Source organism: Hyphomonas sp. (assembly GCF_041398465.1).
In the GTDB taxonomy this organism is placed as follows: domain Bacteria; phylum Pseudomonadota; class Alphaproteobacteria; order Caulobacterales; family Hyphomonadaceae; genus Hyphomonas.
Genome location: NZ_JAWKUS010000001.1, coordinates 642,587 through 665,203 on the forward strand (window position 1 = coordinate 642,587; position 22,617 = coordinate 665,203).

Consider the following 22,617-nt stretch of genomic DNA (forward strand, 5'->3'; position numbering starts at 1 on the left):
TCAGAAAGCGACGTTGACGCTGAGATTGAACGACCGGCCCGGGCCGGCGACCTGATGGAACGGGTCGACCCGCCCGCCATATTTATAGTCACCAAACGCGATCCCGCCGAGCGGGAGGTCGTAGTCCTGATCGAGCAGGTTTTCGATGGCGGCAGCAAAGCGGACACGGCCGATCTCCCCGCCGGCCCGCAAGTGGATCAGGACATAACCCGGCGTCCGGAGTTCCTGACGCACTGCGCTGATGTCATCCTTCTCATCGACGAGTTCCAGCTCAAGCGCCTGCGTCCAGACACCTTTCACATTTTCAAGCGCGAACAGGCCCTGAAGCGGGGCGATATTGTAGAGATTGTCGCCCGTGTCCTTGTTCTCACCCTTGGCCCAGCTGACCGTGCCGGAGAGACGCGTGTCGCCATAGCCTGTCTGCCAGAGCGGCATCGCCCCGGTGGCTTCCATCCCGTAGAGTTCCGCCTCGTGATTTGCGAACTGGAGCATCGGCAAGCCGTCGCGCAGTGTGCCTATCCGGTCAGCATCGATATAGTCTTCGACATAGCTGGCCCAACCAGAGATCCGCAGTACACGGCCCTCTTCGATACCGTCCGACCAGTCGAGCGTGGCTGCCAGGCTGCGTGCGACTTCCGGTTCAAGGTCGATATCGCCGACATAGCCAGCGCCATCGCCGGTCATGTTGGTCATGGAGCTGGACATGGACCCGCGGCCCCATGCGTAACGTTCGTAGAGGTTAGGCGAGCGGGTTTTCTGCGCAGCGCCGAATTCGACCGCCACCGAGTCACTCGGCCGCCAGGTCGCTTTGGCGGTGACGTCGATATTGTCATCCTCGCGGGCGCGGTCGGCCGCATTGAAGGCCATGGCCGCCATGGCATCCGGCATGCTCATCATGCTGGTCCAGGAATAAGGCTGAACCTCTCCGGTATCCATTTCGACCTTTTCATAGCGCAGCCCGAAAAGCGTCGACCAATCAGGCGCGGGATTGGCTTCCCACTCGCCCCACACGCCTGTCCGGTTCCGCTCGCCGTCATTGATGTTCACATAATCAAGCGGCGACATCATCATGCTGCCCGGAACGGCCGGCCAGTAATCGTCCATCGAGGCGCGGAACATTTCCGCGCCAAGCCGGACCTGACCAACGCCTTCCACCGGTGTGTCGTAGGAGACCTTGAGCGAGGTGTCCTCCCCTTCCGTAATCATCGGCATCCCGCCGGTCGCCGCTCCGCCCTTGTCGGAAAGGAAGTTCATTTCATGGTCGACGTTACGCCAGGACGCTTCCGCCATCAGGATGCCGGTACCGACCGGCCCTTCACCATGCACCTGCACGCTGTTGCTCTTGTTGTCGGTGAGGTCCATACGCTGGTTCACGAAGCCCTCATAGGGCACGCCTTGCTGACTGATCCGGGCCCAGAGCAACACATCGTCTGCAGGGCGCGCCGCCAGCAGCAGTGACTGGTCATAGTTCTGGTAAAGCGAGGAGCGCACTTCGTCCCCCGAGCCGGACTTGTAATTGTCGGCCTTGTTCCAGCTGGCTTCGTAGCGGGCGCTGACTTTCTCGCCAGCTGCATTGGCCTGCAAGGATGCTCCGATCCCGTTCGAAACGCTGCGATAGGTCGCCCCGACTTCACCAAAGACTTCGACACCGCCATCGGAGAATTCCGGTGCCCGGGACTCGATGGAGATGATGCCGGCAATATTGTCGCCGCCCATGCTGACCGGAGACAAGGTCGGCGTCACGACCACCCGCTCCACGCGCGAGGCGTCGATATAGGAGGAAACGGGGTTCATGTGGTTCGGGCAATAGTTCGTGGCCTGCTGGCCGTCGATCAGGACGCCGACCCTATCGTCTGCGAGTCCCCGAAGCACGGGCAGAGAGGCGATCCCACCATTCGACTGCAGTGCCACACCCGGCGCGCGGGAGATCAGTTGCAGCGAATCCGAAGAGGTCGCGAGGCCTGCTTCGATACCGGTCCCCGTGACTTCTGTCGCGCTGCCGGCGGCGACGCCCTCCGAAGCTGGACCTGCGTCCTGCGCTTCAATGGGCGGAAGTTCCGTGGCGGTCTGTGCGGCCGCGGGGAGCGCAAAGCCGGCGGAACCGAGAAGTGCAGCGGCAGTGCTGCAAAGAAGTGTACGTTTCATGTTCGTTGCTTTCTTGAGAGAGGTCAGGCCGCCAGCGATTGGCCGCGGCGGCGATTCTGGAGAGCGGCTTCGATGGCATCGGCCAGCGAAGCGCGTTCGGGAGGAGACAGGACGGAGCCGACTTCCACGTGCCGGGTCCCTGCCCGCAGCAGCACGGCATCACAGGCGCGGTCGGTATTGTTGACACGGTTGATGCACAGCCAGTGCGGAGGGATTTCCGACCTGGTCACAGCGACCGCGTTCCGGTTCCGTGTTTCGACAATCAGGGTCTTGTCGGTCAGACAGATGCGCTGGCGGTATTGGCTGAGTGTCTGCGCATGCCAGAGGATCATCGCGCCGAGGGCGACCTCCGACAGGAAGACGAGCGGGGTGACCATCCAGGCCCCCATCCAGGCTGTTGCCAGACAGATCAGGCTTCCCGGCAGGATCAGGGATGCCGCCAGGGTCAGCGCCACGCGATTGTTGAGGGACACGTTCGGCGTGATGACGGCATCCAGCCAGATCCGTCCATTGTCTTCACCGGGAGTCAGCCGGTGTATTTCACGGTCTCCGTTCTGGGGGACCTGCAGCCTGTTGCGGGCTGCAATCACATTGTTAGACATTGAAATTCATCCGATTTCGGACGCGTAAGGCAGGGCCAGACGCACCAACACGCACATCCGCAGACATGCGTGCGCGAGGGAAATCAGATGCTGAGGGGCGGTCCGCGTGCCGGCGGAGGCGGCGCAGCAAGGCCGCGGCCGGGGACAATATAGTCAAAATTCGTCAGGAACTGCGCGGGCGCCTCAACAGGCTCTGCCAGTTTCCCGGAGGCTTCCGGCGGCGCGAAATGCGCTGACATGGCGTAGGGACACGCCTGGTTCTTGCCGTCGTCGGCCTGGCCTGGCAGTTCTTCCGGATCGACGATCTTGCCGTTCTTCAGGTCCAGAAGGGCCTGCGTACCGCCCGTTCCGTCGCCATGACAGATGACAATGCTGACAAGGTCACCCGGCGCGGCAGGCGCAGCCAGCATGTAGCCCGCCGGAACCAGACCGCGCACGACCATAGCCATCAGCGCAAACGCGCTGAGCAGCGACATGACACGGGAGCGGTTCGATCGGTACCACATACTGGGTTGGAATTGCTCACAAATTTGTGAAGATGACAACTGTGTCATGCAGCCACAGGTCGAAGGCTGATTATACCGGACCGATCCGGACCATGGCATGACCATATCGGACTATGGCGTGCCGAAACGCGATCATATTCACCACAGGCGATACCTTCAGTCGGTGCCTTAAGTACCAAGTCGCTTTCGCAAGGCATAGACTGGAAGCCTGCCATGGAAAAAGTCGCCTGCCGCTCAGCCTGCCTCCATGACCGCACGGAAGGCAGGATAATTCGGCTGGTCGACCCTCATTTTCTCGATCGTTGTCATGATCAGGTGCCGCACCAGCGCGTCCTGCTCCAGACATGCTTTGCCGGACCCTATCTGTCGGGACAGCGCCTGATTGAGTGCGGCAAGCGAGCCGCCTTCCCCGAGTAGCGCAACGAGCCGCTTTCGTTCGAGATCCTCGAAATCTTCCTCAAGCCGGCGTTCGCGCCGGGCAAGCTCTACGGCGTTTGATGCCACCCGTTGCTGGAAACCCGCGGGAATTCCCTCACGGAGTGCACCGGCGACCTGTTCCAGGATCAAGTCTGCAGAAGGTTGGTCAAGCATGCCAGGCCTCGTGATCGGGTTGCAGCAACTGCAGGAGATCGAATTCCGTCTCGGACGCGCGCCGGGCAATCATGGCGCCTTCCACCGTCCGCACACCCTGCATGAAGTTCCGGCCCGCTTCCGCGCACATCAGGCCCCAATTGAGCGTCTGGAAGACTTCCCAGGCATGCAGGCTCTCCGGGCGGACATGCCCTCCTCCGCCGTCAGCATATCCTGCCAGCAACTGTTCCCGCGTACCAAAACCGCCTGCAGGCAGGGATGGATTCTGGAAGCGCCAGCTGGTGACGCAAAGCCAGGCCAGATCCGACACAGGCGCGCCGATATGCGCCAGTTCCCAATCCAGCACGGCGCGTACCCCGTCCGGTCCGATCACGAGGTTTCCATTCCGGAAGTCGCCATGCACGAGACAGGTCGGCTCGTGCATCGGCAGATTCCGGTCCAGCCAGGCGAGCGCATAGTCGAAGACGGGCCGGCATTGGCCGATGTCGCGATGGCGCTGGTGCAGGCTTTGCAACGCTTCGCCCGGAGGCAATTCACCGAGCGCCGGATGTGCCGCGCGCGGCACGGCATGAATCGCGGCGAGGATCTGACCGCACCGAAAAGCCAGTTTCGGCCTGGCCTCCGCAAGATCCGGTGACTTCAGAATCCGTACGCCGACCGTCTCGCCGTCGATCCGGGCCATGGCATACCCTTCACCTGCCTCAGAGCCATCAGGAAGGGTGAAGAACATTTCCGGCACCGGAACGCCCTGCCCATGCAGGGCCCGCAGCAGCGCAGCCTCCACATTCAGGGACTCGATGCCCGTATGCGTGAATCGCTTTTCAGCCGGCTGGCGTCTCAGCACCATGTTCGTGTCCGGCTTACCGGTCTGGCGCAATGTGAACGCCCAGCTTTCCTTGCTGGCGCCTCCGGATAGGCGTTTCAGACCGTCGATTTCTGCGCCTGCAAAGCCGGCTATTTGCGCGGCCTCTGCAATTGCGTCCGCCAGTCCGGTTCGCTCGCGAACAGCCACCATCGCGAATTCAGCCCTTTTTCTTCGGGCGGGGCATTTCCCAGGGGAGCTTCACGGAAGTGGATTCCTGAAGCCATCCGCTCCCCCGGCCATATTGCGCGTCGAGCCGCATGATCCAGCTATAGCTGTACCAGGCAAACCACACCGTCGATACGATGGTCAGCACAAGAACGAGCCAGCCATTCGGCCATGGCTCATGCGCGAGGAAAGTCTTGATCGCCCAGTATCCGAAGAAGAGATAGGCATGGATTCCGATGCTGCCGAAAATACAGATTTTCAGGTATTTCGCAGGCGTTCCGGAGAAAGGAATACTTGCGGCAATCTCTTCGCTGGCAATCGAGCTTGGTTGGTCGGTCATGTTACGGTCCCTCCCCTTCGGGTCAGAATGGTTTGGTGATGGCGAGATAGAGAACGCTCATTGCGGACACCATGATCGCCGGACTGGACAGCAGCAGGAACCACCAGTGGCGCTGCACCGCGCGTTCATACCCGACCGCATCGCCCGCTTTGCGAAAGCGATGCTTGGCGCCGCCGAAATGAGCCAGGTAATAGTCGGTCACTTCGATGGGAATGAAGATGCCCGCAACGATCAGGAGCTTCAGCATCAGCCAGCCGACATGCGCATTGAACCCACCCGCCCAGAACAGAAGCGGACCTGTGATCATGACGATCGGAAAAGAAATATGCTCATAGGAAGCCCCCTCATCGAAACGCTCCATGATCCAGTTCCGGAAACGGACGATTTCCATATCGGTCGGATTCCGGCGCCACGCCTTGAATACCGGGACAAGGTAAAAGGCATAGGCGACGGACGTACTCCACACCCAGACCATTACCGCTGTGAGGTGGATGAACTTCAGCTGCATGTAATACTCGCTGAGAAACATCCGAATGGATTCAAGCATTTTCAATCACCTCCCTGATCGTTTTGACGCTGCATAAGGTTGGCGCGGAAATTTGTCAATAAACTTGACGAATATGTTTTTCTGACCTATACATTTCCCGGAGCGTCGGGGAGGACGCGCAAGAGGAAGTGCCCGCGGAAAAGCGCGCCGATGGAATACCGGAGTAAACCGGTCATCCGCTTTCGTTTCACCTGCCCGCAAAGCGAAGCAACGAGCGCTGCAAAACAGGCGGGCTGACATGACAACTGACTCCGAATGGACCGGCATCCTGCCGGTCGGTGAACAGGCTACGCTCTCCTCACAGGTCAGGCATTTCGCCCGGGAAAAGGCGGATACCCCGGCTGTCATGACCCTGCAGGCCAGCCTCACCTGGCAGGAACTGGACACTCAGGCGGACACACTCGCGAATGCGCTCCACCGGTTCGGTCTGCGCAAAGGTGACCGCCTTGCATGGCTGGGCCGGAATGGTCTGGTGTTTCCAGTTGTGCTGCTGGCCGCGCGCCGGGCGGGCGTTATCCTGACTGGACTCAACTGGCGCCTCTCCCCCGCTGAACTCGTCCGAATTCTGGACCGGACCGAGCCTGCCCTGGTCATTGGCGACACCGAGTTTGCCGGGGCCGTGCCCAGCCGGTTCCGGTGCGTCGATACAGGCGAAGGGCTGGGCGCTTTCGTCTCGGGTGCAAGCACCGCTCCGATCGACTTGTCGGAACCGGACAACATATCCACCCTCTTCTTCACGTCCGGCACGACGGGCGAGCCCAAGGCGCTTGCCTACACGAATGACAGCGCAGACCGGATGACGTTCGCGCCGAACACGCTGGCATTTTCACCAGACGCACGCCTGTTGATCGTCGCGCCTGTGTTTCACACAGCCGGCTGGTCCTGGACGCTTTACGGCCTCGCGGGCGGGATGACCCAGATCCAGCTGCCCCACGCGACACCTGCATCCATGTTCGACGCGATGGAACAGCTTGGCGCGACCCACGCACAATGGGTGCCGGCCATCCTCTCCGATTTGCTGAAAGAGAACGAAACGCGACAGATCCCGAAGGGCCAGCTGAAAATGGTCGGCTATGGCGCCTCCCCGATTGCACCATCCCTCCTGAAAGCCTGCCTCGAGACTTTCGGCTGTGAGTTCACGCAGGTTTACGGCATGACCGAAACGGTCGGGCCGATCACGCACCTGCCCCCGTCTGCCCACCGTAGTTCCGATCCGTTGAAAAACCAGGCGACCGGGACCGCAGGACCGGGCGTAAACCTGCGCATCACGGATGCGGACGGAACCGATGTCCAGCCCGGTGAGACAGGAGAGATCCGCGTGCGCCTGCCCTACCCGGCCGCTGTCACCTGGTCGCCTGACGGCACGGCCTCACCTGTCACAGACCCGGATGGCTGGTTGAGCACAGGCGATGTCGGACACATCGATGCGGACGGGTTTCTGACCGTCACGGACCGGTTGAAGGACATGATCATCACCGGCGGCGAGAACGTCTATCCGGTCGAGGTCGAGAAGGTCCTGTCGGGCCTGCCCGGCATTGCGGATGCCGCCGTATTCTCCGTTCCCGATCCCAAATGGGGCGAACGGGTTGTCGCCGCGGTCGTGCCTGCGGAGGGGGTGCCGTTCGACCCTGCAACCACGCTTTCGATCTGCCGCCAACAACTTGCGCATTACAAATGTCCGACACGGATTTTCGAGGTCAGCACATTGCCGCGCAATGCGACAGGCAAGATCCTGCGGCAGGACCTACGCAACTCAATTGTCCCGAACAACGCCTGAAAGCGATTTGAATGACCCTTCATACCGGCGCGAGCCAATTTACCGACGAAGACCTGTCCATGTTCCGCGAGAGCGTTTCACGCTTTCTCGACGCGAACGCCCCGCCCGAAAAGGTGGCGCAGTGGAATGCCGACAAGGTGGTCGAACGCGATCTCTGGCGGAAGGCGGGCGAGTTCGGAATGCTCGGCGCATCCGTTTCGGAAGCCTATGGCGGGCTCGGCGGCGACTTCCGGCATGAGCGCATCCTGATCGAAGAGATGGGCGCGCGCGGCCTCGAAGGCTGGGGCGTCGCGGTCCACAACATGATTGTGGCCCCTTACCTGTCCGCCTATGCGACCGAAGCCCAGAAAGAAGCCTGGCTGCCTGGGGTCGTCAGCGGGGACACCGTGCTTGCCATCGCCATGACTGAGCCATCGGGCGGGTCCGATCTTGCCAATCTGCGTACCCGCGCCCGGCTGGACGGTGACGAATGGGTGATCGACGGACAAAAGACCTTCATCTCCAACGGTCAGACGGCAGACCTTGTCGTCGTGGCCTGCCGCACAGGCGGGGACGGGTCCAAGGGAGTCTCCCTGATCGTCGTGCCGGGAGATGCCGAAGGTTTCGAGCGCGGCCGGAACCTCGACAAGATCGGCCGGGATGCGCAGGACACCTCCGAGCTGTTCTTCCCCGGCGTCAGAGTGCCGAAGGAAAACCTGCTGGGCGGCGTGCCCGGTGAGGGTTTCAAGCAGATGATGAAACTGCTCCCGCAGGAGCGGCTCGTCATCGCCGCCATGGGACTTGCGATGCTCGAACGCGCACTGCAACTGACCATCGACTACACAAAGGAACGCAATGCCTTCGGCAAAACGCTGATGGACATGCAAAACACACAGTTCACACTGGCGGACATCAAGACACAGGCAACGGTGGGGCGCGCCTTTATTGATCAGTGCACGACGAAGCACCTGTCTGGTGAACTGGATGCCGTGACGGCCTCCATGGCCAAGCTGTGGATCTCAGAGACTGAAGTGGCCGGTATCAGCCGGTGCCTGCAGCTTTTCGGCGGATACGGCTATATGAATGAATATCCGATCGCCCAGCTCTTCCGGGACTCGCGCATCGATACGATCCATGGCGGCGCCTCGGAAGTCATGAAGCTGATCATCGCGCGGACCCTTTAAGGTCCGCGCTTCCAATCAGACGATTCCGCTGCTGCGAAGTTTTTCGATCTGCTCCGGCGTCAGGTCGAGCAGTTCCGTCAGAACCTGCTCGGTATGCTCGCCGAGCGTCTCCGGCCCGCTCCAGCGCACTGAGCCGGGTGTTGAAGACAGTTTCGGGAATACGTTCTGCATCTTGATCGTACCCCATCGCTCGCTCGCCATGTCGACCAGCGCCTCCCGGGCGGCATAGTGCGGATCGTTCAGCATTTCCTGCGCGCGGTAGACTTTCCCGACCGGCACGGCGTGTTCGATCATGACAGCTTCGACCTCATCGATTGTCCGGACTTTGGTCCAGTCATTGATCAGATTGTCGAGTTCCACCTGGTTCTCTCCCCGCGCGACATGGGTCGCGTATCGCGGGTCGGTTTTCAGCTCCGGCCTGCCCATCGCATCACAGAGGCGCGAGAAAACCGTGTCCTGGTTGGCCGCGATGATCACCATGCCGTCCGAACCGTCATAGATGTTCGATGGCGCAATCGCCGGCAGGTACGACCCCGAGCGTTCGCGTGTGTAGTTCTCGATCGTGTATTCCGGCACGAGCGATTCCATGATCGCCAGGATGGACTCATAGATCGCCGCATCGACGACCTGCCCTTCTCCGGTTTTGTTCCGATGCTGTAGGGCTGCAAGCGCCCCCACGGTTGCAAATGTCCCCGCCAGCGTGTCGCCAAGGGAAATCCCCGCGCGAGAAGGTTTACGGTCGGGTTCGCCCATCAGATAACGGACGCCGCCCATTGCCTCTCCCACCGAGGCATATCCCGGCCGCTTTGCATAGGGTCCGGTCTGCCCATAGCCGGAGATGCGGATCATGATGATCCCGGGATTCTCCTTCTTCAGGTCTTCATAACCGAGCCCCCATTTTTCCATCGTGCCCGGACGGAAGTTTTCAACGATGAAATCGGCCTGCCGGACCAGCTGGCGGATGATATCCTGTCCCTCTTTCTCCCGCAGGTTCGCTGTGATGCAGCGCTTGTTCCGCGCGCAAACCGACCACAAAAGCGGGTAACCGGTACGTCCCCAGGTTCTCAGCGGATCGCCTTGCCCCGGTGGTTCGACCTTGATGACATCGGCGCCCATGTCACCGAAAAGCTGTGCGCAGAATGGCCCAGCAATCAATTGGCCCAATTCCAGGACACGCAGACCCGCCAGCGGCCCCTGCGGTGCTTTCTCCGTCGTACTCATTTGTTCCTCTACATTTCCGTATCTCGATCAGGCCTTCAGGCCGATCGTCATTGATTTTGCAAATACGGCCGCGACTTCCTCGCCCTTGTTGGAAGCGCTCGGCCTGAACCATTTCGGCACCCAGTTCACGGCGCCGAGAATCGCATTGCTGACCATTGCGGAATTGTCCGCTTTCATCTCGCCGGCCTCGATACCCGCATCGATAATTGCCGTGATGCGCCGCGTGTGCTGCCGCGAGCGCTTCAACAGCTCGTCCTTGTGCACTTTGGACAAGGCAGGGATTTCGGACAGCATGGCCACTGGCCCCTCGTCGCCACAAACGGCTTCGACCTGATACCGGATATACAGTTGGAGTTTCTCCAACTCGCTCTGCCCTTCCTCAATCGCCCGGTCGAGCGCTGCGCCGCCGATATCAAGCGCGCGGCTGTAGCAGAGATAGATCAGTTCTTCCTTGTTTTTCACATAGTAGTAGACGGCCGCGTCAGTGATCCCAAGCTGCCGGGCCACATCCTTGAGGGACGTACCACTCGTACCTTTTTCGTTGAAACACCTGGCGGCGACCTTCAACAACATGTCGCGTTTCAACTGGTGGCGAAGCTGCCGGTCAAAGTGCCATTTATCCGGTGCGTTCATTTTGATATCCTTGATATATTCCCTGCGCGCGGAAGGCACGCCACGCACCTCCTGTCCCGACACCCATTACGTTTCCGGGACCCCACTGGTTTATTTAATACGCTCTAGAATTTCTTAGCAAGGCACAAAAGCTTGAGGGCGGGAACAGCTTTGTCCGTAGAGGTTGCAGCAAGTCTCGTCAGAGTGTGACTGTCGGATCACGCCGAGAAAAAAAGTCCATAATCTTTACAATATCACTTGCAAAATCTCGTTCCTCGGTTTGTATTTTAGTGGGCATTAGAAAAAGTTGCTCGCTACAAGAAAATTCTGGTGACCGGACTAAGCCGGCACCCCCGGTTCGCCCGGGATGAGGGAGGTAAATTCCATGAAACAGAAGCTGTTTAGCTCATCCAGCCGCGCTGTCGTTGGCGCCGTCCTCGGAACGGTCGCGATCGCGTTGGCATCCCCTGCACATGCGCAGGAAGAAACCACCAATGAAGATGGTGCCCGCCGCCTGCAAGCGGTCATCGTTCAATCCACCAAGCGGGATACAACCTTGCAGGACGCGCCAATTTCCATTGGCGTCGTGACTGGCGAAACCATTGCAGACTATCAGGTTGCCGACCTGACGGATCTTCAGAATTTCGTCCCCAACCTGACGGTCCAGAAAACGTTCGGGACGTGGGCTGTCCGCATCCGCGGCCTTGGCTCTGGCGTCACCAACATCGCATTCGATTCCTCTGTCAGTATCTTCAATGATGGTGTCTATTGCGGCCGCTCCAGCTGTCTGGAAACCGGTCTGATGGACGTCGGCGCGGTCGAAGTCGCGCGCGGCCCTCAAGGCGCCCTGTTCGGAAAGAGCACGATCGCAGGGGCCATCACGGTCTCCAGCGCCCGGCCAACAGACACGTTCGAAGCCTATGCCAATGCAGGTGTCGAACTGGAAGATGGCGGCTACCGCACATCCGGCGCCATTTCCGGGCCGCTATCTGATACGGTCCGCGGTCGCCTGGCTTTCCAGACGAAAAATCTCGACGGCGACGTCAAGAACCCCTTCACAGGCAATGATGACAACTCCGTAGACTCCTGGGGTGCTCGCGGAAGCCTTGAGTGGGATATCACGCCGGACACGATGCTGTTCGCAAAAGTCGAAGGCGGATCGAGCTCCGTCGATGGCCGCCGCAATCAGCTGGTCACCGCAGGCGCACTGCTGTCTCCGACCGCTCCGATCAATCCGGCCTATATCGAGACCAATGCCGATCAGGTGCGGTATGCCGCGACAGGCGTTCCGGTCCCGGAATATGACGATCTGGATTCCCTCTCCTTCACCACATCGCTTTCATCGATGATCGGCGAGCACAAGCTGGAGCTGATCGGCAATTACTGGCAGACGGAGTCTGAACGGTACCTCGATGTCGACGGTGTTCCGGAGTTCCTGCTCAATACATCCATTGGTGATGATTATGAGCAGAAATCCTTCGAGGCTCGTCTGCTCTCCCCCACCGGCAATACGTTTGAGTATATTGTCGGCGCCCTGTATCACAATTCGGAAGTCGATACATTCCAGTACAGCCCCTATTCTCCGGGCTTCTACGCAACAGTGGGTGCACCTTCCTTTCTGTACGATCAGATTGATGGGGCCGTCTCCTCGCTCCGCGAATTCCATCGCGAAAACGACACTGTGTCCCTCTACGGACAATTGACATGGCACCTCACTGACAAGCTGAGCCTGATCGGTGATCTTCGCTACACCAAGGAAGATCAGGATGCCCGGGCTCAAAACCGCCATGCGGACCTGCCGGATCTGGTCAACCTGGTGTTCAATCCGAATGCGCCATTGCGCAGCAATCCCGAGTTCATTTTCAACGAGTCCCGGTCGGACACGAATACAGACCCGTCCATCCGCCTGCTCTACGAAATGAACGATGATGTCAGCATGTATGCTGCATTCTCCACGGGCTCGAAGGCGGGCGGCATGAAGGCCAACGACGATGCCCTTGGCACAATCCTTCTGTCCAAGGACTCTGCCTTCCTCTCGAAATATGCCGGCGTTTCTTCCTTGACGGCGGCCGAGTTGAACAATGGCATCACGCTTTCTGAAGGCAACGGCGTCTTCGACTTCGAAGGCGAAGACGCGGACAATTATGAAGTCGGCACGAAGATGTTCCTGGCTGATGGACGTGTCAGCCTGAACGCAGCCGCCTTCCTGATGAAGTTCGATAACATGCAGACCTCGTCCTATGACGGCACGCGCTTCATCATCGGCAACGCTGCCTCGGCAGAAGTGAAAGGGATTGAACTGGAAGGCCAGTGGCTGGCGACGGACAATCTGACAATCAACGCATCGGCTGCCTTCACAGATGCAAAGTTCGACGAATTCAAGAATGCCCAGTGCCCGATCGCATCGGACGGAACTCAGGAAGATCCGGCTTGTGTCGATGGACAGGGCGATCTCAGCGGGCGTCAGATTGAACGCGCCCCGGAAGTTGAGCTGAATATTGGTGCGGCCTGGACGAAAGACATCACGCCGAACCTCGTCTTCAATGCCAAGGTCGATGGCTACTATTCCAGCGAGTACTATGTCCGTCAGGACTTTGACCCCGCCGGTTTCCAGGATGCCTTCACCAAGCTGAATGCGCGTCTGGCAATCGGTTCAGCGGATGATCGCTGGGAAGTCGCCCTGGTCGGCCGCAACCTGACCGACGAGCTGACAATTCAGCATGCCTATCAGGTTCTGTCCTCCTTCCAGTCACTTGGGGAAGGCCGCAAGGTTTTCCTCGAAGGAACCTTGCGCTGGTAGCTCCTCCTAAAGCCCAGCAAAAGGAAAAGGCCGCTCCAACCGGAGCGGCCTTTTTTTAAGTATCCCGAAGAATTCCAAAAGGCGTAACAGCCTCATTTGTACTCGTCGCGAAGTAGTCGCTTGAGAATTTTTCCGTTCGGATTACGCGGCATGTCTTCACGAAACTCGACGCGGGCAATTCGCTGGCGTTTGCCGACGCGGGAATTCGTCCATTCCAGAATTTCCGTGAGTTGCTCCGGTGAGTTCCCTTCCCTCGGCACCACGATACCGATGGGCGTTTCACCCCACTTTTCGTCCGGCACCCCGATGACGGCCACTTCCGATACCGAAGGGTGCCCGATCATCACCGACTCAATGTCGACCGGATAGATATTCTGGCCACCGGACACGATCATGTCTTTCTTCCGGTCGGTGATATAAAGGAATCCCGCTTCATCCGTGCGACCGATATCTCCCGTCCGAAGCCACAATGTGCCGTCCGGATCAAAATACTTGATCTCTTCAGTTGCTTCGGGACGGTTGTGGTATTCGACCATCCAGTGCACGGAACGAACACAGATTTCGCCTGTCCCTCCCCAGGGCACGACGCAATCATCGTCATCGACGAGGATATAGTCGTTGCCACGTACTGGCTTTCCGACTGAAGTCGTGCGCCCTTCCGCCTCTTCCGGCTGCAGGGTCGTCATGAAGCCTTCAGTCAGTCCATACAGCTCGATCACGGCACATTTGAACTCATCGCCGATCCGTCGCTTCAGTTCTTCGAACAGTGGCGCACCCCCAGAGATGACTGCCTCAAGCGACGACACACGTTCGGACCGGAAGCCCGGCGCATCCAGAACCCGCTGGAACTGGATAGGCACCATGAACGTATGCGTCACACCATGCCGTTCGACGCAATCCAACCAGTCTTCGACATCGAACTTTGACCGTACGACGCACGTTCCGCCGACGATCAGCGCACAGAAGAGCGACGCCCATGCGATGTTGGAGTAGAGCCCGATGGGACAGATCGAAACGGCTGCAAAGTGGTATCGGTGCGCCAGCGACAATTCATACATGGACTGAATGCGCCGCCGGTAGACATGCTTGATCCCTTTTGGCAGTCCAGTCGTGCCGGAGCTGTAGATGATATTGCAGGGATCATCCTCACCGATGTTCACAACGGGCTGACTATCCGGCAGCCCGTCTCTCCAGGTTCGGAACTCGCTCGCCGCGCCACCCGCCTCGCCAAGCACAAACTCCTCCGGCCGACCGGAGGAAAATGCCTGTTCCTCAAATCTCCGGAACTGATCCGGCGTGTAGAAGATCGCCCTCGCTCCGGAATCCTCGATCATGCGGACGAGACCTTCCTCATTCACCGCGAGGTTCAGCGGAACAATGACCGCGCCTGCCTTGAGGATGCCGTACATGACTTCGACATATTCGGCGCAATTCGACATCAGGATCGCGACGCCCTGCCCCTTGCCGATGCCAAGCTTGAGCAGCCCGTTAGCGACCTGACTGGAACGCCGGTCAAGCTCACCCCAGGTGAGCGTCCCGCCCTCGTCGATAATCGCAGGTTTGTCCGGATACCATTTGCCATTCAGGCGAACAAAATCGTGGAACAGCGGAGGCGTGATTTCAAAACTCACAGCGCACCTCGTTTCAACTGGCCAGATCGGCAAAGTCCAGCCGCATCTGCCGCTTCAGAACCTTGCCGGTGGCATTCCGGGGGAAGTTCTCCACAAAGGTATACTTCCGGGGAATTTTGTATCCTGCCAGTCGCGGTCTCAGGAATGATTCGAGTTCTGTTGGGTCGGGCTGCTTACCGGCTTTCGGCACAATACAGGCGAGAAGACTCTCTCCCCATTTTGAGTCCGGGATACCGATGACGGCGACATCTTCTACATCGGTATGCTGAATAAGCTCGTTTTCGATCTCGACGGGGTAGATGTTTTCCCCGCCGCTGATGACCATGTCCTTGATGCGGTCCACGATGTAGAGATACCCCTCTTCATCGAAATAGCCGGCATCCCCGCTGTGATACCAACCGCCTTTCAACGCCTCTGCGGTCGCCTCCGGACGGTTCCAATATGACTTCATCACCCGGTCTGTCTGGCACAGGATTTCACCGATCTGACCGGGGGGAAGTTCCGCTCCATCCTGACCGACAACTTTCAGCCGGGACACCCCCAAGGGCTTGCCAGCCGACTTCAGCTTTGTTCCGGCGTCGTAGGTACAGTCAGCAGGGCCGAGATAGGTCAAGCCACCGCAGCACTCGGTCATACCATACGACAAGGCGAACCCGCATTTGAGGACGCTCTGCGCTTCCCGCAGCAACTCCACCGGAATTCCGGAGCCTGCGATCAGCAAGGTGTCGAGATGGGTGAGGTCAAGGTCACCTACATCCGAAAGCCGGATGATGTCATGGATCAGCGCCGCCGGAAGTGGAGTTACGGCGATCTTGTGATCCGCAATCAGATGAATGACTTCTGAAGCAGACGCCGCGCGCAGGATTTCGGCGCGTGCCCCAGCATAAAGGCCAGCCAGCCCCAGATTGCAGGCAGCAATATGAAACAGCGGCATTGTGCAAAGCACCGCCGCATCAGGACGGAACATCGCCGGCCACACGGACAAACCTTCAATCGCCGCGCGCACCATGGCGTGATGCGTGATCTCCACCCCTTTCGGGTGCCCGGTCGTGCCGCTTGTGTACATCTGGACAGCTGTGTCTTCGGGGACCGGCGGGGCTGGCAGGTCGCCCGGCTGAGGCGAAGCGCCCGCCCATCCGGCAAGCCCCTCTTCGGCATCAATTGCCACGACCGTTTTCAGTCCATCTGCCTCAGCCGTGGCCTGAGAGATGATATCCAGAAACTCTTCGCCAGCGAAGATCAGCTGAGCGCCGCTATCTCTCAGGATATAGGCCACCTCTTTCGGCGCGAGACGGAAGTTCACGGGAACAAGCGTCGCCCCGGCTTTCGACGTGCCAAAGAGTATCGGAAAGAAGGCGTCCGAGTTCTTGTCCAGGAAGGCGACACGGTCCCCTTTCCCGACGCCCGCCTTTCCGAGCGCATAAGCGATCCGGTCACTGAACTCATTCAGTTCACGATACGTGAGCGACGTATCTTCGTAGACGATCGCTGTCTTGTCCGGCGTCCCAAGCGCATGGCGCCTGGGAAAGTCTGCGAGTGAGTGAATTTCCGGATCCGCGATCTCCTTAAGAGACCGCACCTTGCGGCCTTCGGATACCATGACCTACATCCCGTGCTTCTGAAGCCAGTTTGCGCAGGTTTCCGCCGCTTCGACAGCCTTTTCCTGCTGGCCGAAGAAGTAGTGGTTTGCGTCCTGAATCCAGACAAGTTCCTTGTCATCATGCGAGACCGCCTCGTAGAGGCGCTTGGTGTGCTCCGGCGTGATGCCGTCGTCTGCCGTGTTGCCGACAACAAGGACGGGTACAGAAATCTTCGCAGCGCATTTCACGCCATCAGCCCGGGCATCATCATAGCTCCACTGCGAGAGCCAACTGCGTAGAGAGCAGAAACGGGCGAGCCCGACCGGGCTATCATTGACGACTTCCGGATCACCCAGGAAGCACCAGTTCGGCTTGCGGCCGTTCGGATCGATCGTCGGGTCCAGCCATTTTGGATCAGCCATCGTGCGATGGACGACGAAGCCGTATTCCCGGTTGGTCTGGCCCGCAGCCTTGTAGGTCGCCAGCTTGTCTTTCACCCATTTCGTAATGCGGCGGTTCCGGTCAATCTGCGCCTGGCGGAAGCGCTTCAGATATTCGGCTGAATATGGTGGCTGGTTCGGGTTGCGCGGGTCATAGATGTCAAGTTCGACGTCCCGGTTTTCCGGATCGTTCTCGTCGGTCACGGACGGGTCGAGCCATTCGGTGAACGTGACGTGCCGGGCATGGTGGGCCGCAACAAGCATGACAGCATCGGCAGGAATGAAGCCACGCGTTGTCAGGTCCGGCGGATCACCGGCCGGCGTAGAGGTAACGGAAGGCTGCTCGGCCTCTGACTGATAGAACAAAGACATGGAGCCACCACCACTCCAACCGCCCAGAACAACCTTCTCGTATCCGAGACGCTCCTTGGCATCACGTACAACCGCCCCCAGATCGCAGATCACTTTTTCCATGATCAGCGCCGTGTCGACACCGCGATAGCGCGTATCGCAATAGATCGTGTGGACGCCGCTCTTAGCGAGCGCGGCCATCATCGGCAGATAGGAACCACCCCCGATCGGGTGGGACCAGATCACGACCGTCTTGGAGGGACTGTCCTTTGGCTTCAGCAACTGGCAGCTGAGGGCGACCTTGTCGATCTCGCCGGCATAGGTGTCCTTGAACGCAGACTTGTCCTCGTAGACGACGAGGTACGGAATCCGATCGTATTTGTGTTTCGTGGCCGTCATGCGGATCTCCCAGCTAATTTTTTTTCTGGGTCAGAACGTGCGGGCGACGCCCGAAAACGTTACTTTGCCCCTTCAAGAAGTTTTTAATCTATATTAAAAAGACGGTCGGTCAAACATTTCCGTCGGGTCATTCCGGCTTATTCTTTCGGTATTTCGGCGTGCGCCGTCAAAGGACGTACATGTTGCAGACGGCGACTGGATTTCGTGGCGGTTTCCCGGCTCTCCCCCGCCTCGATCGCAGACTTGATGTCTGCTTCGGCGCGCATGTGGATTTCAGTGTCATGAATGATCTGTTCCGCATGTTCATGGGGCAGAACCACAACGCCATCATCGTCCGCAAGGATCAGGTCACCCGGCCGGATTTCAACGCTCCCCCAGACACCAGGCAGCGTCACCGGACGGTCCATCGCGGTGTATTTCCACTTGCGGTGCGCATTGATGGGAGAGGCATAACGGCACCAGACCGATACAGGCCCGCTTGCCAGCGCTTCCCGGTCCCGGATGCCTCCATCCAGGAGGAAGCCCCGGGCGCCGGCTCGCACCATGCTGGTCACCATATTGTCGCCGATGATGGCACCCTTGCCGCAATCGCCCGTCGCGATCACGACGACCGCTCCCGGGGTAACGAGCGCATCAAGGTCAAAAGTCGGCAGGCCTGGCTGGTCGACACCCTCCCTGCCCTCTGCGCACAGGGCAAACCCAGCCATCCTGGCGCCGCCCAATGGCCGCAGGGACGGGGCAAGAACCTGCGCTTCCAGCCCCATCGCCACCATGACGTCCGCCGCCGCTGCCGCCTCAAGTTTCGACAACCGTTCCAGCAATGGTTCGCTCGACATCATGACACCTACCTTCAGCAATGCGGGAAACTGGACACGCCCCTGCTCGTGATATATCACTCGTACATCAATAAGCCGGACTTGCCAATGCCCTCGGAAGCAACACGGCACCCGGGGAGCGATGGGGATCGAGCAATTTCAAGCGTACCGGAATCCATCTGCAACGCACTCCGGGAACTGGGGATGGCGAGTTCTGGCGACACAATATCCGGAGAACCGCTGACCGGTGGTGTATCGTCTGATATCTGGCGTGTAGACCTGCCCGGCGGCCCTGTTTGCGCCAAGCGCGCCCTCGCCAAACTCAAGGTCGCCGAAGACTGGTTCGCCCCTACGAACCGCATCAATTTTGAAGCGGCTTATTACCGGTTTGCCAGCACAATCGAGCCAGAAGCAACACCTGAGGTTCTGGGTCATCATCCTGCACTTGGCGTTCTGGTCACGGAGTACCTTTCGCCCACCACTCATACCGTCTGGAAGGAAGAACTCCGGGACGGCGTGATCCGGCTTGATCAGGTTCGCCTACTCGGGACAACGCTTCGCCGCCTGCATGACGCCAGCCGCGCAAACTCCGAAGTTGCAGAAACGTTTAATCAGCCAGACCTGATTCACGCTCTGCGTCTTTCGCCCTACTTCCTTGCGAGCGTTCCGGCGAATCCTGATCTCGACGCCGAGCTTTCCGAGCTCGTGAAACTGTTTGAAGAAAACAGTCACTGGCTGATCCATGGGGATTTCAGCCCGAAGAATATCCTGTTCGGTCCGTACCACCCGGTCATTCTGGATGCCGAATGCGCGAATCTCGGTGACGCCGCATTCGACCTCGCTTTCTGCGGGACCCATCTTTTCCTCAAAGCAGCATGGAAACCGCAATTTGCGCTAACCTTCAAAACGGCCTTCCTAGCTTTTCGGAACAGCTATTTCGAAACGGGCGAAGACGCTGATCTCGAAGCGCGGGCGGCACGATACCTCGCCGGCTTCCTCCTTGCCCGCATGGATGGGAAGTCGCCGGTTGAATACATCACCTCCCCTGCCGACAAGACGGCGATACGGAATTTCGCCCGCACCTACCTTACCCGGCCTGCCACTGGCCTGAGCGAACTGGCTGATCGCTGGTTCCCTGAGTGGTCCGAACATTCCAACAATAAAGAGATACAGAATTGAGCCAGCTCGACATCACATCCGTCAACGGCCGACAGGTCTGGGACAGCCGGGGGCGGCCGACCATCGAAGTCGAGATACACCTATCCAACGGGGCGATCGGGCGCGCCATCGCCCCTGCTGGTGCGTCGACGGGCTCGGGTGAAGCGCTGGACCTCCGCGACGGCGGAACCGCATTTGGCGGATACGGCGTCACCAGGGCCTTGGCCGGATTGCGGGAGGAGATCGTCCCGGCCCTGACCGGGCTGCCTGCAGACCAGCAGGCGCTTGTAGACGACACACTCGAGTCTCTCGATGGGACCGAACAGCTCAGCCGCCTCGGCGGCAATGCTCTGATCGCCACATCCCTGGCCGTTGCTCACGCTGCTGCATCCGGACGGGATGAGCCTTTGTGGCACTATTTTTCTGATGGAACTCCCCCACTGATCCCCGTGCCGGAAATTCAGATCTATGGCGGAGGGGCGCATGCCGCTGGAGCCATGGATCTGCAGGACTTCATGGTTGTGCCTTTCGGCGCTTCCAGCTTTCGCGAAGCGCTTGAGTGGGTCGCCGAGATCTACCTCGCCGCAGGAAAAATCGTTTCTGATCGCGGCGTCAGCGTGGGCGTCGCAGACGAAGGCGGCTATTGGCCCGTCTTTGAAAGCAATGAAAAGGCACTGGACGCCTTGCTGGCCAGTATCGAGACGGCGGGGTTCAATCCCGAAACGCAGGTCGGCATGTCGATCGATGTCGCCGCCAATCAGTTTTATCGTGATGGCGCCTACGTCCTGAAGGCTGAGGGGCGCGCCCTTTCGACGGAAGAATGGTATGATCAGGTTGCCGGTTGGGTAAAAGCCTATCCGATTGCCATGATCGAAGATCCGTTCACCGAAGATGACCACGAATCCCACCGAAAATTCACGTCCGAATTCCGGAACAAGGTCCAGATCGTCGGAGATGACCTTCTTGTCACAAACAAGACGAATGTGGATTCTGCCGTCGCCAATAGCACTTGCACCGCTCTGCTTTGCAAGCCGAACCAGGCTGGCACACTGACGCGCACGAAAAACGCATTTGAAGCGGCAAAGTCTGCCGGGCTCGGCACGATCGTCTCCGCCCGGTCCGGAGAAAGCGAAGACACAACCATTGCCCACCTGAGCGTAGGTTGGGCCTCCGGCCAATTCAAAGTCGGGTCGTTCACCCGCTCCGAACGTATGGCAAAGTGGAATGAGATGCTCCGCATTGAAGAATCCCTGGGTACGAACGCAAAGTACGCAGGAGGAGCTGTCCTTGGGCTCAACTGATTCCATTCCGGCACGACAGCACTCACGGCCTTTGTCCGAGGACGCCTACGAACAGCTTGAAGAGCTGATCGTGACAATGGAACTCGCCCCGGGAACCCTTGTGACGGAACAGGAACTCGCCCAACGCACCGGGCTCGGCCGTACGCCCGTGAGGGAAGCTGTCCTGCGCCTGTCCAACGAGTATCTGATCGAAATAATGCCCCGTCGTGGTCTGAGGATCGCACCCATCGATGTTCGCCAGCAAATACGCCTCGTCGAAACCCGGCGTGCGCTGGAGACGCTTGTCGCCAGCCAGGCGGCTCTTCGAGCGAACCGCCAGGAGCGCGCTGCATTCCAGTCGCTGGCCAACGCCTTCCGCAAAGATGGTCGGAAGACCTATAGGCGGTTCCTCAAGATCGATCAGAAGTTCAACCTGGCAGTCGCGGCCGCATGCGATAACGAATTTGCCGTAAACGCCCTTCAGTCTCTCCACGGACTTTCAAGACGTTTCTGGCACTATTATGCCGGTCATGAGGAGGATCTCACCCTCGTGGCCGACATGCACGCCAGCATCGCAGATGCAATCGCTGTCGGTGACACAAACAAGGTGGGAAAAGGTGTGACAGCCCACATGGATTACATCCAGGGTTTTACGCTCGAGATGCTCGGGAACCAGAGGAGTTCCGAATGATCAAAGTCCTGTTCCACTACGAGGCCGGTCCGAACCTCCGCGCGAAGCTCGATGCCCTGAAATCTGAAGGGCTTGATGTCATCTGCTGCGATCAGACTGATGACGAGAAATTCGAAAGGCTTCTGCCGGAAATCGACGCGCTGTGGCATGCCCTTCGCCCGGTCACACCGGAGCACATCGCAAAGGCGCGCTCACTAAAATTGATCCAGAAAATCGGCGTTGGCGTAAACACGATAGATCTGGAAGCAGCTCAAATCCGGGGCATACCGGTTTGCAACATGCCGGGCACCAATACGCGAGCCGTCGCGGAGATGACGCTTCTCCTCATCCTGTCCGCCCTGCGCATTCAACCGCGCCTGGACGCCCTCTGCCGCAGTGGACAATGGATTCCGGATGAAGCGACCCGGGAATCCCTCCAGGAACTCTATGGAAAGACCGTCGGCTTGATCGGCTTCGGAGATATTCCGACCCTGCTCGCTCCCATTCTCGAATTCATGGGCGCAAAGGTGATCTATTCTTCGCGGTCCAGAAAGGGCGTACCATATGAGCATGTCCCGCTGGATAAATTGATCTCGCAGTCCGATATTGTCTCTCTGCACATTCCGCTAACTGAGGAAACATCCCATACGATCGGCGCCAACGAAATCGCGTGCATGAAGCCGGGAGCCGTGCTCATCAACACTGCGCGCGGTGGACTGGTGGATGAAGCTGCGCTCTACGCCGCCCTAAAATCAGGTCATTTGAGAAGCGCCGGTCTGGACGTGTTCGACCCGGAACCTGCCGCAGCCTCAAATCCGCTATTCCGGCTCGACAACGTCATCCCCGCCCCCCACGTCGCGTGGCTGACCAATGAGACACTGGACCGAAGTCTGGAAGTTGCCATCGCAAATACACTCGCCGCCGTGAACGGAACCCCCCTCCGGCATCGCGTGGTTTAG

Annotated in this window: 20 protein-coding genes; 7 read left to right on the plus strand and 13 right to left on the minus strand. The window is 59.2% G+C overall.

Annotated elements, in window-relative coordinates; all coding sequences use genetic code 11:
• The 7 genes from R3C98_RS03075 to R3C98_RS03105 form a co-directional block, all read right to left on the minus strand.
• The gene (locus R3C98_RS03075) at window positions 1-2,145 is read right to left on the minus strand and encodes a TonB-dependent receptor (protein WP_371312647.1); all 2,145 of its coding nucleotides are present in this window, start codon (window positions 2,143-2,145) and stop codon (window positions 1-3) included.
• A gap of 23 nt (window positions 2,146-2,168) precedes the next feature.
• Window positions 2,169-2,747 carry a DUF2244 domain-containing protein gene (locus R3C98_RS03080; protein WP_371312648.1) on the minus strand — a complete coding sequence of 193 codons (579 nt, stop codon included), beginning with the start codon at window positions 2,745-2,747 and terminating at the stop codon, window positions 2,169-2,171.
• Window positions 2,748-2,830: 83 nt separating this feature from the next.
• A complete protein-coding gene (locus tag R3C98_RS03085) occupies window positions 2,831-3,253 on the minus strand; it encodes a hypothetical protein (RefSeq protein ID WP_371312649.1) in 423 nt (140 codons plus the stop codon).
• A 234-nt stretch (window positions 3,254-3,487) separates the two neighbouring features.
• A complete protein-coding gene (locus R3C98_RS03090) occupies window positions 3,488-3,844 on the minus strand; it encodes a DUF6285 domain-containing protein (RefSeq protein WP_371312650.1) in 357 nt (118 codons plus the stop codon).
• Window positions 3,837-4,859 (minus strand): phosphotransferase family protein, encoded by a 1,023-nt coding sequence (locus tag R3C98_RS03095; RefSeq protein ID WP_371312651.1) that lies wholly within the window; start codon window positions 4,857-4,859, stop codon window positions 3,837-3,839. The genes R3C98_RS03090 and R3C98_RS03095 overlap by 8 nt, the downstream gene beginning before the upstream one ends.
• A gap of 7 nt (window positions 4,860-4,866) precedes the next feature.
• Complete coding sequence (locus tag R3C98_RS03100) at window positions 4,867-5,214, minus strand: hypothetical protein (RefSeq protein ID WP_371312652.1); 348 nt, start codon at window positions 5,212-5,214, stop codon at window positions 4,867-4,869.
• A 22-nt stretch (window positions 5,215-5,236) separates the two neighbouring features.
• Window positions 5,237-5,761, minus strand: coding sequence for a hypothetical protein (locus tag R3C98_RS03105; protein ID WP_371312653.1), 525 nt, complete (start codon window positions 5,759-5,761; stop codon window positions 5,237-5,239).
• Window positions 5,762-5,999: 238 nt separating this feature from the next.
• On the opposite strand from R3C98_RS03105, the gene R3C98_RS03110 reads away from it, so the two are divergent.
• Together R3C98_RS03110 and R3C98_RS03115 are read left to right on the plus strand one after the other, a co-directional pair.
• Window positions 6,000-7,538 carry a class I adenylate-forming enzyme family protein gene (locus R3C98_RS03110; RefSeq protein WP_371312654.1) on the plus strand — a complete coding sequence of 513 codons (1,539 nt, stop codon included), beginning with the start codon at window positions 6,000-6,002 and terminating at the stop codon, window positions 7,536-7,538.
• 11 nt (window positions 7,539-7,549) lie between these two features.
• Complete coding sequence (locus tag R3C98_RS03115) at window positions 7,550-8,701, plus strand: acyl-CoA dehydrogenase family protein (protein ID WP_371312655.1); 1,152 nt, start codon at window positions 7,550-7,552, stop codon at window positions 8,699-8,701.
• 15 nt (window positions 8,702-8,716) lie between these two features.
• Here R3C98_RS03115 and R3C98_RS03120 read toward each other — a convergent pair whose 3' ends face one another.
• The gene (locus tag R3C98_RS03120) at window positions 8,717-9,922 is read right to left on the minus strand and encodes a CaiB/BaiF CoA transferase family protein (protein ID WP_371312656.1); all 1,206 of its coding nucleotides are present in this window, start codon (window positions 9,920-9,922) and stop codon (window positions 8,717-8,719) included.
• A gap of 27 nt (window positions 9,923-9,949) precedes the next feature.
• Window positions 9,950-10,555 (minus strand): TetR/AcrR family transcriptional regulator, encoded by a 606-nt coding sequence (locus R3C98_RS03125; RefSeq protein ID WP_371312657.1) that lies wholly within the window; start codon window positions 10,553-10,555, stop codon window positions 9,950-9,952.
• Between the two features lie 364 nt (window positions 10,556-10,919).
• On the opposite strand from R3C98_RS03125, the gene R3C98_RS03130 reads away from it, so the two are divergent.
• Complete coding sequence (locus tag R3C98_RS03130; RefSeq protein ID WP_371312658.1) at window positions 10,920-13,334, plus strand: TonB-dependent receptor; 2,415 nt, start codon at window positions 10,920-10,922, stop codon at window positions 13,332-13,334.
• A 92-nt stretch (window positions 13,335-13,426) separates the two neighbouring features.
• Here R3C98_RS03130 and R3C98_RS03135 read toward each other — a convergent pair whose 3' ends face one another.
• The 4 genes from R3C98_RS03135 to R3C98_RS03150 all read right to left on the minus strand — a co-directional run bounded on the left by R3C98_RS03135 (window position 13,427) and on the right by R3C98_RS03150 (window position 18,574).
• Window positions 13,427-14,965, minus strand: coding sequence for a class I adenylate-forming enzyme family protein (locus R3C98_RS03135; RefSeq protein ID WP_371312659.1), 1,539 nt, complete (start codon window positions 14,963-14,965; stop codon window positions 13,427-13,429).
• 13 nt (window positions 14,966-14,978) lie between these two features.
• A complete protein-coding gene (locus tag R3C98_RS03140; RefSeq protein ID WP_371312660.1) occupies window positions 14,979-16,565 on the minus strand; it encodes a long-chain-fatty-acid--CoA ligase in 1,587 nt (528 codons plus the stop codon).
• A gap of 3 nt (window positions 16,566-16,568) precedes the next feature.
• Window positions 16,569-17,735: an alpha/beta hydrolase gene (locus R3C98_RS03145; protein WP_371312661.1), complete on the minus strand. Its 1,167-nt coding sequence runs from the start codon at window positions 17,733-17,735 to the stop codon at window positions 16,569-16,571.
• Window positions 17,736-17,872: 137 nt separating this feature from the next.
• Window positions 17,873-18,574, minus strand: coding sequence for an RraA family protein (locus tag R3C98_RS03150; protein WP_371312662.1), 702 nt, complete (start codon window positions 18,572-18,574; stop codon window positions 17,873-17,875).
• A gap of 180 nt (window positions 18,575-18,754) precedes the next feature.
• Between R3C98_RS03150 and R3C98_RS03155 the strand changes: the two genes are divergently transcribed.
• Genes R3C98_RS03155 through R3C98_RS03170 form a run of 4 tightly spaced genes read left to right on the plus strand, consistent with a single transcriptional unit; the run spans window position 18,755 to window position 22,617 of the window.
• On the plus strand, window positions 18,755-19,729 hold the full coding sequence (locus tag R3C98_RS03155; protein WP_371312663.1) for a phosphotransferase family protein: 975 nt from the start codon (window positions 18,755-18,757) through the stop codon (window positions 19,727-19,729).
• The gene (gene eno / locus R3C98_RS03160; RefSeq protein ID WP_371312664.1) at window positions 19,726-21,009 is read left to right on the plus strand and encodes a phosphopyruvate hydratase; all 1,284 of its coding nucleotides are present in this window, start codon (window positions 19,726-19,728) and stop codon (window positions 21,007-21,009) included. The genes R3C98_RS03155 and eno overlap by 4 nt, the downstream gene beginning before the upstream one ends.
• The gene (locus R3C98_RS03165; RefSeq protein ID WP_371312665.1) at window positions 20,996-21,679 is read left to right on the plus strand and encodes a GntR family transcriptional regulator; all 684 of its coding nucleotides are present in this window, start codon (window positions 20,996-20,998) and stop codon (window positions 21,677-21,679) included. The genes eno and R3C98_RS03165 overlap by 14 nt, the downstream gene beginning before the upstream one ends.
• On the plus strand, window positions 21,676-22,617 hold the full coding sequence (locus R3C98_RS03170) for a 2-hydroxyacid dehydrogenase (protein WP_371312666.1): 942 nt from the start codon (window positions 21,676-21,678) through the stop codon (window positions 22,615-22,617). Before R3C98_RS03165 ends, R3C98_RS03170 begins: the two co-directional genes overlap by 4 nt.

Coding starts and splice junctions, on each gene's coding strand:
- R3C98_RS03105 (WP_371312653.1), bottom strand. CDS start 5,761: ATGCTTGAATCCATTCGGATGTTTCTCAGCGAGTATTACATGCAGCTG.
- R3C98_RS03170 (WP_371312666.1), top strand. CDS start 21,676: ATGATCAAAGTCCTGTTCCACTACGAGGCCGGTCCGAACCTCCGCGCG.
- R3C98_RS03100 (WP_371312652.1), bottom strand. CDS start 5,214: ATGACCGACCAACCAAGCTCGATTGCCAGCGAAGAGATTGCCGCAAGT.
- R3C98_RS03145 (WP_371312661.1), bottom strand. CDS start 17,735: ATGACGGCCACGAAACACAAATACGATCGGATTCCGTACCTCGTCGTC.
- R3C98_RS03110 (WP_371312654.1), top strand. CDS start 6,000: ATGACAACTGACTCCGAATGGACCGGCATCCTGCCGGTCGGTGAACAG.
- R3C98_RS03150 (WP_371312662.1), bottom strand. CDS start 18,574: ATGATGTCGAGCGAACCATTGCTGGAACGGTTGTCGAAACTTGAGGCG.
- R3C98_RS03085 (WP_371312649.1), bottom strand. CDS start 3,253: ATGTGGTACCGATCGAACCGCTCCCGTGTCATGTCGCTGCTCAGCGCG.
- R3C98_RS03140 (WP_371312660.1), bottom strand. CDS start 16,565: ATGGTATCCGAAGGCCGCAAGGTGCGGTCTCTTAAGGAGATCGCGGAT.
- R3C98_RS03130 (WP_371312658.1), top strand. CDS start 10,920: ATGAAACAGAAGCTGTTTAGCTCATCCAGCCGCGCTGTCGTTGGCGCC.
- R3C98_RS03075 (WP_371312647.1), bottom strand. CDS start 2,145: ATGAAACGTACACTTCTTTGCAGCACTGCCGCTGCACTTCTCGGTTCC.
- R3C98_RS03095 (WP_371312651.1), bottom strand. CDS start 4,859: ATGGTGGCTGTTCGCGAGCGAACCGGACTGGCGGACGCAATTGCAGAG.
- R3C98_RS03120 (WP_371312656.1), bottom strand. CDS start 9,922: ATGAGTACGACGGAGAAAGCACCGCAGGGGCCGCTGGCGGGTCTGCGT.
- R3C98_RS03115 (WP_371312655.1), top strand. CDS start 7,550: ATGACCCTTCATACCGGCGCGAGCCAATTTACCGACGAAGACCTGTCC.
- R3C98_RS03125 (WP_371312657.1), bottom strand. CDS start 10,555: ATGAACGCACCGGATAAATGGCACTTTGACCGGCAGCTTCGCCACCAG.
- R3C98_RS03155 (WP_371312663.1), top strand. CDS start 18,755: ATGGCGAGTTCTGGCGACACAATATCCGGAGAACCGCTGACCGGTGGT.
- R3C98_RS03090 (WP_371312650.1), bottom strand. CDS start 3,844: ATGCTTGACCAACCTTCTGCAGACTTGATCCTGGAACAGGTCGCCGGT.
- R3C98_RS03080 (WP_371312648.1), bottom strand. CDS start 2,747: ATGTCTAACAATGTGATTGCAGCCCGCAACAGGCTGCAGGTCCCCCAG.